Source organism: Pseudoalteromonas luteoviolacea NCIMB 1944 (assembly GCF_001625565.1).
In the GTDB taxonomy this organism is placed as follows: domain Bacteria; phylum Pseudomonadota; class Gammaproteobacteria; order Enterobacterales; family Alteromonadaceae; genus Pseudoalteromonas; species Pseudoalteromonas luteoviolacea_F.
In genome coordinates this window covers 385207-399787 of sequence record NZ_AUXS01000016.1, presented here as the reverse complement: position 1 = coordinate 399787, position 14581 = coordinate 385207, and the positions used below count along the sequence as shown (strand labels likewise).

The window sequence follows — 14581 nt, the reverse complement described above, 5'->3', positions numbered from 1 at the left end:
TATTTCATTATGAAATTTACACTTTCTTAGTATTTTCGTACTAAAGGGTAATATTTTAGAGTGCTAAATGTGCAATAGAACCTATTTAATCTCACTTACTTGGGGGCCGAGTGGAGCCGTGATATAGTGCGCCTTTGTATTTGGCTTTTGTTCCAATATCAGTTATTGACTTGATTAACTGCTATTCGGAGAGAAGCTCTTTATTGACGGAGGTCATTTTGGAAATTGGCACAATGATATCGCTGGCTTTGTATTTTGCGGCAATGCTGGCTATTGGCCTTTATGCCTATCGTAAATCTACCGATGATGTATCAGGCTATATGTTGGGTGGTCGAAATTTACCGCCGAGTGTAGCGGCACTGTCAGCAGGTGCCTCTGATATGAGTGGTTGGATCTTAATGGGTTTGCCTGGCGCGATGTTTTTAACTGGGTTCAGCAGTACCTGGATCGCTGTGGGCTTAGTTATTGGCGCATTTTTGAACTATTTGCTTGTCGCACCTAGATTGCGTGTTTATACCGAGGTTGCCAACGACGCAATCACCATTCCGGATTATTTTGCTAATCGATTTGAAGATAACAGCAATGCACTTCGTATTGTTTCTGCGATCGTAATTATTGTGTTCTTCACCTTATATACTTCGTCAGGCGTGGTAGCTGGTGGCAAGTTATTTGAAAACTCATTTGGCATGAGCTACGAAACTGGCTTATACGTAACAACCGGTGTTGTTGTTCTTTATACGTTATTTGGTGGTTTCTTGGCCGTTAGCCTGACTGATTTTGTACAAGGCTGCATTATGTTCATTGCGCTTGTATTAGTGCCACTAGTGACATTCAGCTTGTTAGATCAGCCGCTCGTTGCGACATTGAATGAGTTAAATCCAGAGATGTTAACTTGGGTTGGTGCTGGTGGCGTGATCGGTATTATCTCTGCGATGTCTTGGGGTTTGGGTTATTTTGGTCAACCGCACATCATTGTACGTTTCATGTCTGTTCGCAGTGTTAAAGATATGCCGACGGCTAGAAACATAGGTATGAGTTGGATGGTTGTTGCGACGATTGGGGCTATCACAACAGGTCTATTTGGCGCTGCATACGCTCATGAAAACAATATCGTTGTCAAAGATGCTGAAACAATTTTCTTGGTCTTGTCAGAATTGTTATTCCACCCATTGATAGCTGGATTTTTATTGGCTGCAATTTTAGCTGCTATCATGAGCACCATTTCTTCGCAGTTGTTAGTCAGCTCAAGCTCATTGACAGAAGACTTTTACAAAGTGTTTATTAAACCAAATGCGAAGGACAAAGAACTTGTTTTAGTCGGGCGTATTAGTGTGGCTGCGGTTTCTGTTCTTGCGATTTATCTTGCCCATGACAGAGAAAGTACCATCTTGAGCTTAGTGAGCAACGCGTGGGCCGGGTTTGGTGCTGCATTTGGTCCATTGGTACTATTTAGTCTGTTTTGGAAGCGTATGAACTTCTCAGGCGCGCTGGCAGGTATGGTGGTTGGTGCCACAACTGTATTGGTTTGGATCTATGCACCATTTACCATTGCAGGGCAAAGTCCAAGCGGATTTATTTATGAAATTGTACCGGGATTCATCGCCGCGTCTATTGCGATTGTCGCTGTCAGTTTAATGACTTCACCCCCTTCGGCAACTATCGAAGAAAAGTTTGAAGAAATGCATCGCGGTTTGTAAAACAAAATTACATGTATTTTATAAGGTGGGCTTGGCCCACCTTTTTTGTTTTGGTTGTTTGAAACCCACTATTTTGTGCTGTTTGTTTTACCAGCTGCAGTGCATCTGGGTCTAGTAACATCAATGAATGTAAAATTGTATTGCGGGAGATTGTGGTTGGAAAATCAAGCGTATTGGTTTTGACAGCAAAACCTTGCTTCTGCAACGCGTTATGCAAGTTGATGCACGCTTTATTGGGAGTGTACTTGGCATAAATATGCACAGTGGTTGTGTTAGCACACCCTGTCATATAAAGAAAAGTGCAGTGACAGTGAGTTGGCGAATGATTGATATCATTGTGATTGCCCCACGTTTAAATGTGGCTTGATTTTAACCACACACAGATAGGGTTGTAAGCAACCTTGAAAGCGGTTGTCAAAGCAGCCGTGCAAAAAGCTTGCACGGCAGGGGATTCTTAGTCCTGAACAGAGCGAAGCAGGGCGTTCACACCCACTTTTTCACGTGTCTGTTGGTCTACTTTTTTAACAATAATTGCGGCATATAGGCTATGTGTACCGTCTTTGCTTGGCAGAGAACCAGGCACAACGACTGAGCCCGCAGGCACTCGACCATAGTGAATTTCGCCAGTTTCTCGGTCATAAATGCGTGTGCTTTGAGAAATATAAACACCCATTGAAATCACTGCGCCTTCCTCGACGATTACACCTTCAACGATCTCCGAGCGGGCACCAATAAAACAGTTGTCTTCGATGATAGTTGGGTTTGCCTGAAGCGGTTCAAGCACGCCACCAATGCCTACACCACCAGAAAGGTGAACGTTTTTACCGATCTGCGCACATGAACCAACAGTAGCCCATGTATCGACCATTGTCCCTTCATCTACATACGCGCCAATATTTACGTATGACGGCATTAACACGACGTTCTTACCAACGAAACTGCCTTGGCGAGCAACGGCGTTAGGCACTACGCGCATACCACCTTGCTGAAATTGCTCAGGTGTATAGTCACTGAACTTAAGCGGTACCTTGTCGTAAAACTGGTTTACACCATCACTCATAGGTTGATTGTCACGAATTCTAAACGACAATAGTACGGCTTTTTTCAACCACTGGTGTACCACCCATTCACCACTGACTTTTTCCGCTACGCGAGCAGCGCCCTTGTCGAGCAACTCTAGTGAATCCACAATCGCTTTTTTCACTTCTGGCGCGACAGATGAAGGTGTAATGTTATCGCGGTTTTCCCACGCTTGTTCAATAATGCTTTTTAAATCCGACATAGTTTCCTCGTTTATTCAGATTCGGCGTTTAATTTTTTCATAAGTGAATGATGTAAAGCTGTTTTTTCATCTTCACTCAAGGCTAAATAATGTTCATTTGAGACTACGAAAAAGTCCTCTGCGCGTTCGCCCACTGTGGTGATCCGCGCGGCGTGGATATGTAGGTTGTGAACCTGCAATACTTCCGCAATTTTGGTTAATAGGCCCTGAATATCCACAGCCTGAATCTCGACTAAGTTTCTATCATCACGAGCATGTGGACGGACAATAACCTTTGGTTTGATATTAAAATCTTTAAAGCGCTGCGAGCGGTTTTTCTTTAAGCGTATCTTCTTTTTAGGATCTGCGAGAATACTATCGAGGCCGCGGCGTAAGTTTTTGGCTCTACTGCCACTGATGGCGTCGCCATTGACTTCCAATATAACGAAACTAAAGACCACATAGCCATCTTTTGTAGTCATGACTTGAGCGTGTTGGATTTGCGCTTTTTTGCTTCCGATCACTGAAACTAACTTGGCAAATAAACTGGCTTCATATGGTGCATAAACAAACACCTGAGTACCGCCATGCATGGGTTTTTCAGATACAGCAACGCCTGATTTACTCTGCTCATTTAATGAAAGTAGGTACTCACTTTGCCAGGAGATTTGTTCTTCACTAAAGCCAGTGAAATAGTTGGGTTTAAATCGAGACCAAAGCTTGGTTACTTTTTCTTCTAAATGTCCCGACTCAATCAGTCTTTGCATGGCTTGCGCTTTTTTATCTCGTATCTGATCACGCATATCCATTGGGTGTTCTAGGCCTAGCCTCAAAGCTCTTTGAGCATGTAAATAGAGCTCTCTTAACAGGGTGTTTTTCCAGTCATTCCACAAATTATCATTGGTTGCACGAATGTCTGCAACGGTCAGGCAATACAGATAATCTAGCTGCCTTTCGTTTTTAACCTTGGAGGCAAATTCATTGATAACGTCAGGGTCATTAATATCTTTGCGCTGTGCTGTCACAGACATGAGCAAGTGGTGCTCTACCAACCAAGCGACCAGCTTAGCGTCAGAGGGCGTTAACTTATGCATGCTAGCAAACGCGTTGGCATCGACAGCGCCTAATTCAGAGTGGTCACCACCTCTACCTTTGGCAATGTCATGGAAAATACCAGCCAGATAAAGGAGTTCAGGCTTATCCATGCGGGTCATGATTTCAGCACAAATTGGAAACGCCTTGTTAAGCTGCTTGTCGCGATATTTATGAATATTATTGATCAGTTTATGGGTGTGCTCATCGACTGTGTACGCATGGAATAAATCAAATTGCATTTGACCGAAAATGCTACGCCACTGGGGTAGGTAGGCTGCAATGATCCCATGCTTGTGCATGAGCGTGAAAGCGCGACCCATACCATTTGGATGTTTGAGCAGACGCATAAATGCATCTCGACACGCTGCATAATCTTGCAAATCTCCAAGAAGGCGCCTTCTTACTTGGCGAACCGATCGTATGGTATTTGGATCAATGTCGGTGATATCAGTGTTATCAGCAATATGCTCAAAGAGCACTAAGAGGTTTTCTCTCAAAAAGAAGGCTGATGGGTCTTTGACTCGAATTTTGTTCCCGATCCGCTCAAAGTGCGCATCTAAAGGCGTAATAACAAGTGCATCTTGTTCCGGCAAAATACTTTGCTCGAAATAAGCCAGCAGCATTTGATTCATTTCTCGCACTCGGCTCATGATGCGGAAGAGGCGTTTCATCATACGTTCAACTGACGGTTTGCCTTCTGAGCCAAAGCCCAGCAATTCGGCAGCATGAGGCTGGTAGTCGAATAACAAACGGTTTTCACTACGGCCAGCCGCAAGGTGTAAAGCAAAGCGTATATTCCATAGGTTTTCCAGACATTCCATCAGCTCTTGATATTCTTCGTGCGTTAAATAACCGTGACCGATTAGCTCCTCAAGCGTTTCTGCGTGGAAATGCTTTTTTGCGACCCAAAAAATGGTTTGCAGATCTCTGAGTCCACCAGGGTTTTCTTTAATATTTGGCTCGAGGTTATAGGCGGTACCGTGGCATTTTTTTCGTCGTAACTTTTGCTCTTTAACTTTGGCGATAAAAAAGTCGTCTGAGCGCCAAATTGGTGTCTTGACGATGTGACTTTTTAACCGTTCGAACTCAACAAGGTTACCGCAAATAAGTCTGCTTTCAAGCAAGCTGGTGGTAAAGTGAACATCTTTACGTTTTTGCTCCAAGACTTGCTCATGGGTTCGTACACTGTGACCGATATCGAGGTTTAGATCCCACAAATAGGTAACAAACACTTCTAATGCATGTCGCAATTCTTCACTGGGTTCGCCATCTGTAAGCAACAGAAAGTCAATATCTGAAAATGGGTGGAGTTCACCACGCCCGTATCCACCAATGCCAATCAATGCCAATTGAGGGAATTTAGACAATCCAGTTTGAACAAACAGTTCCTTAAGCAGGGTGTCGATAAATTCAGAGCGAGCGTTGATGAGTAATCTAACAGGTTGTTTTGAAAACTGATTATTTAGCCACTTATAAAAATAGGTCAGGCAGCCTTTATAATCATTGAGCTGTTCTGCTTGTTCGAGCAGCAACTTTACTTTATTGGGTAACGCCACGAGATATCCTTGGAACACGAGATAAAGTCAGTTTACTTGTATATTGGAATGACTTGAAGCAGGGAGCGCGCGTTTTTATTGGTTTTATTTCAGAAGTCATCTAATTGCGTAATTTTTACCTAAAATTATGTCAATTTTTAGACCGTTGCTGTGTAGGTAGCTGCTTGACCTTGCAAGCAGCTACAATTGTATTATCCGTGCTCAATAATACGATCTATGGTGTCGTCTTTACGGTGAGTTAGGATTTCAACACCGTTGTCTGTAACCAACAAGGTGTGTTCCCACTGTGCGGATAGACTGCGATCTTTAGTTACGACTGTCCAGTCATCTTTGAGCAGTTTACACTGGCGTTTACCAGCATTAACCATAGGCTCGATTGTTAAACACATACCTGCTTTTAAGGTTTCGCCTGTACCTGGTTTACCATAGTGCATGACTTGCGGGTCTTCGTGAAATTGTGCGCCAATACCGTGACCGCAATATTCACGAACGATTGAATAATTGAAACCTTCAGCATATTTTTGAATTGCGGCACCGATGTCACCAAGACGTACACCCGGTTTTACCATTTTAATAGCAAGGTAAAGAGACTCTTGAGTGATTTCGCTTAGGCGCTTGCCTTGAATGCTTGGCTTGCCAACGTAGAACATTTTTGACGTATCGCCATGGTAACCATCTTTGATGACTGTGACATCAATATTGATAATGTCGCCTTCTTTAAGTGGCTTTTCATTTGGGATACCGTGACAGATTACATGGTTAACTGAGGTACAAATTGACTTTGGAAATCCGTGATAATTGAGTGGCGCCGGAATGCAACCTTGAACATCCACAATGTAATTATGACAAATTGTGTTTAATTCGTCTGTGGTAACCCCAGGCTTCACATACTCTTCGATCATTTCCAATACTTCAGCCGCTAACCTACCGGCAACACGCATTTTTTCGATTTCTTCAGGGGTTTTAATCACTGCACTCATTGAGACTCCAAGTCATAATTTTCACAAAGCAATGACGAGCAATTTTTGTTCTCATCATTGAGTTAATTTATTTTATATGGTATAAAGCGCGCCGTCTTTTTACAAATAAATCTTCTAGATTTGATCTTGAGGTTGTTTGTACTTAAGACAAGCAAAATTTAATTTTAACACACACACATATCGACACATACACTTGGGTGCATGTTTGTATCGGTTAAAGATACGCAATAAGCATGTTGGTGCTATGGGATATGTGGAGGCCTAACCCTACTAAAATAGAGGAAAATACAATGGCAAACGTTTCAATGCGCGATATGCTTCAAGCTGGTGTTCACTTCGGTCACCAAGCACGTTACTGGAACCCTAAGATGAAGCCGTTCATCTTCGGTGCACGTAACCGCGTTCACATCATCAACCTAGAAAAGACAGTTCCACTTTTCAACGATGCACTTAAGTTTTTATCAAACGTTGCATCTAACAAAGGTAAAATCCTTTTCGTTGGTACTAAGCGCGCAGCTGGTGAAGCAGTTAAAGAAGCAGCTATCTCAAGTGAGCAGTTCTACGTAAATCACCGTTGGTTAGGTGGTATGTTGACTAACTGGAAAACAGTTCGTCAATCAATCAAGCGTCTTAAAGACCTTGAGACTCAAAGCCAAGACGGTACTTTCGAGAAGCTTACTAAGAAAGAAGCGCTAATGAAAACGCGTGAAATGGAAAAGCTTGAGAAGAGCCTTGGCGGTATCAAAGATATGGGCGGTCTACCTGACGCTATCTTCGTAATCGATGCTGACCACGAGCACATCGCTATCCGCGAAGCTAACAACCTAGGTATTCCAGTAGTATCTGTTGTTGATACTAACTCAAACCCAGATGGTGTTGACTTCATCATCCCAGGTAACGACGATGCGATCCGCGCAATCCAGCTTTACACTAAAGCTGTTGCAACTGCTATCACTGAAGGTCGTGAAAGCAACATCGTTGCTCAAGCAGAAAACGACGATTTCGTAGAAGCTGAGTAATTAGCTGTCATCAAGTCTTCATCCAAATGTGATGAAGGCTTGATATTCTTTACAAGCGGTAATTCGCTTATCAAAAAACCGAATTCAGAATTGAGGATATTCTAATGGCTGTAACTGCTGCCCTAGTTAAAGAACTTCGCGAGCGTACTGGCGCTGGCATGATGGATTGTAAAAAAGCACTAACTGAAACTAACGGTGACATCGATCTAGCGATCGAAAACATGCGTAAAAGTGGTGCTGCTAAAGCTGCTAAAAAAGCAGGTAACATCGCTGCTGAAGGTACAATCCTTATCAAGCAAGGCGAAGGCTTCGCTGCACTTCTTGAAGTTAACTGTCAAACTGACTTCGTTGCTAAAGACGAAAACTTCCTAGGTTTCGCTAACACTGTTCTTGACGACGCTGTTGCTACTAAAGCGACAATTGCTGACCTTCAAGCAAAGTTCGAAGAAACACGTGTTGCTCTAGTTGCTAAAATCGGTGAAAACATCAACGTTCGTCGCGTTGAGTACATCGATGGTGACAAGCTATCTGCATACCGTCACGGCGACCGTATCGGTGTTGTTGTAACTGGTGATGCTGACGAAGAAACTCTTAAGCACGTTGCAATGCACGTTGCTGCTTCTAAGCCTGACTACCTAAACCCAGAAGACGTACCAGCTGACGTTGTAGAGAAAGAAAAAGCGGTTCAGGTTGAAATCGCTATGAACGAAGGCAAGCCTGCTGAAATCGCAGAAAAAATGGTTGTTGGCCGCATGAAGAAGTTCACTGGTGAGATCTCTCTTACTGGTCAAGCTTTCATCATGGAGCCTAAGAAGTCTGTAGGTGAGTACCTTAAAGAGAAAGGTGCTACTGTTTCTTCATTCATTCGCCTAGAAGTTGGTGAAGGTATCGAGAAGAAAGAAGAAGACTTCGCTGCTGAAGTTGCTGCACAGATCGCTGCTGCAAAAGGCGAATAATCGCAATAGAATAATCTTATTGACATAAAAGTGTTGATTTGCTTTTGCGTCAATGAAGAAAATTCTCTAAAATAACCGCGCATTTATGTCTATCATAAGCGCGGTTATTTTTTGTCTCAATTTTAACTTGGCCCGGAAATTATGACTATCAATCGAAAACCTGTTTTTAGACGCGTTCTTCTTAAATTAAGCGGTGAAGCTTTAATGGGAGATGAAGGCTTTGGTATTGATCCAAAAGTATTGGATCGTATGGCGCAAGAAATCAAAGAGCTTGTAGAACTCGACGTAGAAGTGGGTTTGGTTATCGGCGGCGGTAACTTTTTACGCGGCGGATCATTAGCGGAAGCGGGTATGAACCGTGTTGTTGGTGACCATATGGGCATGTTAGCGACAGTGATGAATGGCTTGGCGATGCGCGATGCATTGCACAGAGCGTTCGTTAATGCCCGTTTGATGTCTGCAATTCCACTAAATGGTGTGTGTGATGCGTACAATTGGGCTGAGGCAATTAGCTTGTTAAAATCAGGCCGTGTTGTTATCTTTTCAGCAGGTACCGGCAACCCATTCTTTACCACTGATTCAGCTGCGTGTTTACGCGGTATTGAAATTGAAGCTGATACAGTAATCAAAGCAACGAAAGTAGACGGTGTTTACAGTGATGATCCTGTTAAAAACCCTGAAGCAACTTTGTATAGCCAGCTGACTCATGACGAAATAATTGATAAAGAACTAAAAGTAATGGATTTAGCTGCATTCACTTTGGCTCGTGACCACAATATGCCGTTAAGCGTATTTAACATGAACAAGCCAGGTGCTTTGAAGCGTGTCATCATGGGTGAAGATGAAGGTACCCTGATCACGTCGAAAAAAGCAGCGGAATAAACAGCAATTGAGAATGGGGCTTGAGGCCCCATTCTCTTAGAATAACCCAGCCTAAATAGCGTGATTTAGCTAGAGGTTGGAACAGTAAAAATAGGATTGCAACTGTGATTAATGATATCCAAAAAGACGCTCAAGAGCGCATGAAAAAAAGTGTGGCAGCGCTAGCTAGCCAACTATCTAAAATTCGCACTGGTCGTGCTCATCCAGCACTACTTGATGGTATTTCAGTTTCATACTATGGCGCTGATACGCCACTTAACCAGGTTGCGAACGTAACTGTTGAAGATTCTCGTACACTTGCTATCAATGTCTTCGACAAGTCATTAGCGCAAGCGGTTGAAAAAGCGATTATGGCTTCTGATTTGGGTCTAAACCCAATGTCAGCTGGCACTGTTATTCGTGTACCGCTTCCTCCACTTACAGAAGAACGTCGTAAAGACTTAATCAAAATTGTTCGTGGCGAAGTAGAAGGCGGCCGCGTAGCAGTGCGTAACATTCGCCGCGATGCGAATGGTGACATCAAAGCACTACTAAAAGACAAAGAAATTTCTGAAGATGAAGCGCGCCAAGCTGAAGATCAAATCCAAAAGATCACAGATGCGCACATTAAAGAAATGGACACACAGTTAAGTGCAAAAGAAGCTGAGCTGATGGAAATCTAATTCCAGCCACCAAAGCTTTAAACGAAGAGCCGCTTTATAGCGGCTTTTTTCGTGTTCAGAGGTAAAAATTATTGCGGATTTAGGATATTTACATACTCATAAAGTTTCGGTGTAAAATTTCAGCAGTTTTTTTGTAATTTGAAGATAAAGAATTTTATTAGGTTTGCAGCGACGACTGCGCTATACTAGGCGGCGTTTTTTTTATTTAAAATAGTACTATGGTTTTAAACGCTGACGCGATTTCTCAACAATCACTACCAAAGCATGTTGCCATAATTATGGATGGCAATGGACGTTGGGCTCAAGCCCGTAAACGCCCAAGAGCTTATGGTCATAAAAAGGGTGTAGACTCTGTTCGCAGCGCTGTACAGTTTTGCTCTAAATTAGGCATAGAGTCTTTAACTCTGTTCGCATTTAGCAGTGAAAACTGGCGTAGACCTGAGGATGAAGTCAGTACCTTGATGGAATTATTCCTTTTCGTCTTGAGTAAAGAAGTAAAAAAGTTACATAAAAATAATGTAAAACTGAATATTATTGGCGATATATCAAAGTTTCCTCAAAGCTTGCAAGATAAAGTACACAGCGCTCATGCATTAACTGCCGAGAATTCTGGCTTGCAATTAAATATCGCTGCAAACTATGGAGGCCGATGGGATATCATCACGGCAGCTCAATCTTTAGCATCACAAGTAAAAAGTGGCGAGCTGGATGTAGCTGATATCACTGAAGAAGCTTTATCAAAACAGCTAACTATGGCTGATCAAAGCCCACTAGACCTTCTAATCCGTACTGGAGGAGATTACCGGATAAGCAATTTCTTGCTCTGGCAAGCTGCATACGCAGAGCTGTATTTTACAGAGACTCTTTGGCCTGATTTTGACGAAGAAGCTTTCTCAGAAGCTATCGCTTGCTATATTTCTAGAGAAAGGCGCTTTGGTTGCACAGGTGAACAAATAAAACAACTACTCGCCGAGAGCAATTCAACAAGTTAAAGGTATACAGTTTGTTAAAACAACGCATTATGACGTCAGCTGTGCTCGCACCGCTGGCGCTAATTTTAGTATTTTATACCCCACTGAACCTATTTAGTGTGATAGCCGCATCAATTGTGTTACTAGGTGCCTGGGAATGGGCGTCGTTAATGGGTATCACCAAGCCACTGTATCGGTTGGCCTATGTTGCTGTGACGGGTGTATTGATTGCGACATTGCACTTTCACTGGCCAATTGAAAGTCTTTGGCAAGGGAAAAAGTTAGTCGCAGATGCCAATTATATATTTACGCTTGCAGCGGCGTGGTGGATTGTTGCGACGCTGCTTGTACTGCGATATCCAAAAATGGCTAAGTCTTGGAGCCAAGGGATGGTTATGCCTGGGATCGCAGGCTTTTTAACGCTCATCCCTTTATGGCTAGCTTTGAATGTCCTAAGAAGCGCAGAATACCATTCGTCTGAACAGTTTGGTTCAGTGTTAATTATGGTCGTGCTGGGCATTGTTTGGAGTGCAGATATTGGTGCTTATTTTGCCGGTAAAAATCTCGGTAAGAGAAAGCTTATGCCAAATGTGAGCCCGAACAAAACAATCGAAGGGCTTATTGGTGGGCTGCTTACGGCTGTTGTGTTTGTTTTAATTTTTTGTTTTTGCGCAGACGTTGGACACAAACACTGGTTAATGTACGGTTTATTGACGGTCGTTATTGCGCTATTTTCGGCGATTGGTGATCTGCTTGAGAGTATGTTTAAACGAGAAGCAGGGTTGAAAGACTCAGGAAGTTGCTTGCCTGGTCACGGCGGAATTTTAGATCGCATAGATAGCCTGACAGCTGCGGCACCTATATTCGCGTTACTTTATGCGTGGACGGTGACGTTATGAGCGCAGTAAAGTCAGTGACTGAGCAAGTAGTTATACTCGGTTCTAGTGGCTCTATCGGTACATCAACCTTAGATGTAATCAGCCGAAACAAAGAACGCTTTAATGTTTTTGCTCTTGTTGCCGGTAAAAACGTCGATGTGGTTCACCAACAAGTCATACTCCACAAACCTAAATATGTGGTTATGCATGACGAAGCCGCAGCTCGGTCTTTGAGAACGCGCTTGCAGGATGTAGACACAGAAGTCCTTAGCGGCACCCAAGCCATGTGCGACGTTTCAGCGCACAGTGATGTAGATATTGTGATGTCTGCCATTGTTGGCGCTGCGGGGCTACTGCCGACATTAGCTGCGGTCGAGGCTGGCAAAAAAGTATTACTGGCCAACAAAGAGTCATTGGTCATGTCTGGCAAGTTGTTTATGGATAAAGTGAAGCGCCACGGTGCGACACTACTGCCGATAGACAGTGAGCACAACGCAATATTTCAATGCATGCCTCGTCAAATGCAACAAGGTATTCAAACCAACTTTGCGCCTTTGGGGATACGAAAAATACTCTTAACGGGATCTGGTGGACCTTTCTTAAACCGCGATATAAAAACGCTAGATGCTGTTACGGTTGCAGAAGCCGTCGCTCACCCGAATTGGTCTATGGGCCAAAAAATCTCCGTTGATTCTGCTACGATGATGAATAAGGGCCTTGAGTTTATCGAAGCCAAGTGGTTATTTGATTGTCAGGCTGATGATATAGAGGTCGTGATCCACCCGCAGAGCATGATCCACTCAATGGTACAGTATCAAGATGGTTCTGTTATCGCTCAAATGGGACAGCCAGATATGCGAACACCTATTGCATACGGGTTAGCTTACCCTGAGCGCATTGATGCGGGTGTAAAGCCTCTCGATTTTTCTGACATGAGAGATTTTACGTTTACCGAGCCAGACTACGCTCGCTATCCAAATTTAAAATTAGCAATAGAAGCGTGTCGTCTAGGCCAAGCCGCCACGACTACGCTCAATGCCGCGAATGAAGTGTCAGTGGCAGCGTTTTTGAAAAACCAAATTGGCTTTATGGATATTTTCAAAGTGAATGAGCAAGTTTTGTCAATGAGTGCACTGAGTGAAGTGAACTCATTGGAGGAGATCATGGACGCAGACTCAGAAGCTCGCAGATGTGCTAATGAACTTGTTATGAGGCAGATGCGCTAATGATTGATTTTTTCTGGAATCTTGGTTCTTTCGTTGTTGCGCTCAGTATTTTAGTCGCAGTACATGAATATGGACACTTTTGGGTTGCCAGAAAAGCCGGTGTGAAAGTTCTGCGTTTCTCAATAGGCTTTGGTAAGCCTCTTATCACTTGGTACGACAAACTCGGCACAGAATACGCCATTTCAGTGATCCCCTTAGGTGGTTATGTCAGAATGTTGGACTCTCGCGTGGATGATGTGGCAGAACATGACCGAACGCGCACCTTAGATAGTAAGTCCGTCTACGCCAGAATGGCGGTTGCTGTTGCTGGACCATTGGCTAATTTCTTGTTTGCAATATTTGCGTTAGCAATAATGTATATCATCGGCGTACAGAATATAAAGCCTGTGGTCGGTACTATTGTACCAAACTCAATTGCCTATCAAGCAGGAGTGCAACCGGGAGATGTCATCAAACGTATCGCAGACGAAGAAGTCACCTCTTGGCAAGATGTAAACTTTGCAGTGATATCAAGCCTCGGTGAGCAGCGCTTAGATATTAAGGTGACAGACAAACAAGGCCAAATTGCGATAAGAACACTCAATGTCGATGGTTGGAAGCTAGATGAGCGGGATGTAGCGCCATTGACGTCAATCGGTATAACGCCATATCGGCCTGATATTACAACAGAGCTAGCATTGGTAGCAGAACACTCAGCTGCTCAAAAAGCGGGCGTGCAAGTTGGCGATGTGGTCGTATCGTTTAACCAAGAGCAGGTTTCTAGTTGGTCACAATTTGTCGAGCTAGTCCAGTTATCACCCAACAAACAAAGTGTGCTCACTGTACTGAGAGACAATCAGACAGTAACGTTGAATATTACACCAGATGCCCGTGAAACTTCGCAGGGAACATCCATTGGGTATTTAGGGGTTGTACCTAGACAGAAAAGTTGGCCTTCAGGGTACATTGAGACTAGACAGTATGGTGTGTTCGATAGTATCGTGCTTGGCGTTCAGAAAACCTATGCCCTGACCATGCTGAGCTTCGATATGATAGGCAACCTGATCACAGGCCAAGTCTCTGTGAAAAATATCAGTGGGCCTGTTGGAATTGCAGTAGGGGCTGGTGACAGTGTTAGTTATGGATTAGTTGCCTTTTTGAGCTTTCTAGCTCTGATAAGCGTCAACTTAGGGGTTTTTAACCTTTTACCACTGCCGATGTTGGATGGCGGACATTTGATGTATTACTTAATTGAACTAATTCGAAAAAAACCGGTCTCTGAAAAGACACAAGAGTTAGGTTATAAGCTGGGAGCAATGATGTTGCTGGCACTGACCTGTTTTGCACTGTTTAATGATGTATCGAGGCTCTAGGCTCTTAGAATAAGGGCGGTAGCGCACGTGGCGCGTAGTTCGCCGT

The 14581-nt window shown here is 43.5% G+C and carries 12 protein-coding genes; 9 read left to right on the top strand and 3 right to left on the bottom strand.

Annotated elements, in window-relative coordinates; translation table 11 throughout:
- Positions 1 to 218: 218 nt before the first annotated feature.
- Entirely contained in the window at positions 219 to 1697 is a 1479-nt protein-coding gene (gene putP, locus N483_RS06555) for a sodium/proline symporter PutP (protein ID WP_036977311.1), read from the top strand.
- Between the two features lie 454 nt (positions 1698 to 2151).
- Here putP and dapD read toward each other — a convergent pair whose 3' ends face one another.
- The 3 genes from dapD to map all read right to left on the bottom strand — a co-directional run bounded on the left by dapD (position 2152) and on the right by map (position 6589).
- A complete protein-coding gene (dapD, locus tag N483_RS06545; protein WP_023401847.1) occupies positions 2152 to 2979 on the bottom strand; it encodes a 2,3,4,5-tetrahydropyridine-2,6-dicarboxylate N-succinyltransferase in 828 nt (275 codons plus the stop codon).
- A gap of 11 nt (positions 2980 to 2990) precedes the next feature.
- The gene (gene glnD, locus N483_RS06540; protein WP_023401848.1) at positions 2991 to 5609 is read right to left on the bottom strand and encodes a [protein-PII] uridylyltransferase; all 2619 of its coding nucleotides are present in this window, start codon (positions 5607 to 5609) and stop codon (positions 2991 to 2993) included.
- 191 nt (positions 5610 to 5800) lie between these two features.
- Positions 5801 to 6589, bottom strand: a complete 789-nt coding sequence (map, locus tag N483_RS06535) for a type I methionyl aminopeptidase (RefSeq protein ID WP_023401849.1) — start codon at positions 6587 to 6589, stop codon at positions 5801 to 5803.
- 290 nt (positions 6590 to 6879) lie between these two features.
- Between map and rpsB the strand changes: the two genes are divergently transcribed.
- The 8 genes from rpsB (at position 6880) to rseP (ending at position 14535) form a co-directional block, all read left to right on the top strand.
- Positions 6880 to 7608: a 30S ribosomal protein S2 gene (gene rpsB / locus N483_RS06530; protein WP_023401850.1), complete on the top strand. Its 729-nt coding sequence runs from the start codon at positions 6880 to 6882 to the stop codon at positions 7606 to 7608.
- A gap of 104 nt (positions 7609 to 7712) precedes the next feature.
- Complete coding sequence (gene tsf, locus N483_RS06525; protein WP_023401851.1) at positions 7713 to 8564, top strand: translation elongation factor Ts; 852 nt, start codon at positions 7713 to 7715, stop codon at positions 8562 to 8564.
- Between the two features lie 141 nt (positions 8565 to 8705).
- Positions 8706 to 9446 carry a UMP kinase gene (gene pyrH / locus N483_RS06520; protein ID WP_023401852.1) on the top strand — a complete coding sequence of 247 codons (741 nt, stop codon included), beginning with the start codon at positions 8706 to 8708 and terminating at the stop codon, positions 9444 to 9446.
- Between the two features lie 104 nt (positions 9447 to 9550).
- Complete coding sequence (gene frr, locus N483_RS06515) at positions 9551 to 10108, top strand: ribosome recycling factor (protein ID WP_023401853.1); 558 nt, start codon at positions 9551 to 9553, stop codon at positions 10106 to 10108.
- A gap of 218 nt (positions 10109 to 10326) precedes the next feature.
- The gene (locus tag N483_RS06510) at positions 10327 to 11100 is read left to right on the top strand and encodes an isoprenyl transferase (protein ID WP_023401854.1); all 774 of its coding nucleotides are present in this window, start codon (positions 10327 to 10329) and stop codon (positions 11098 to 11100) included.
- Between the two features lie 11 nt (positions 11101 to 11111).
- Complete coding sequence (locus tag N483_RS06505) at positions 11112 to 11978, top strand: phosphatidate cytidylyltransferase (RefSeq protein ID WP_036977315.1); 867 nt, start codon at positions 11112 to 11114, stop codon at positions 11976 to 11978.
- Positions 11975 to 13183: a 1-deoxy-D-xylulose-5-phosphate reductoisomerase gene (gene ispC / locus N483_RS06500; protein WP_023401856.1), complete on the top strand. Its 1209-nt coding sequence runs from the start codon at positions 11975 to 11977 to the stop codon at positions 13181 to 13183. The genes N483_RS06505 and ispC overlap by 4 nt, the downstream gene beginning before the upstream one ends.
- A complete protein-coding gene (gene rseP, locus N483_RS06495) occupies positions 13183 to 14535 on the top strand; it encodes a sigma E protease regulator RseP (RefSeq protein WP_023401857.1) in 1353 nt (450 codons plus the stop codon). The genes ispC and rseP overlap by 1 nt, the downstream gene beginning before the upstream one ends.
- Positions 14536 to 14581 lie beyond the last annotated feature (46 nt).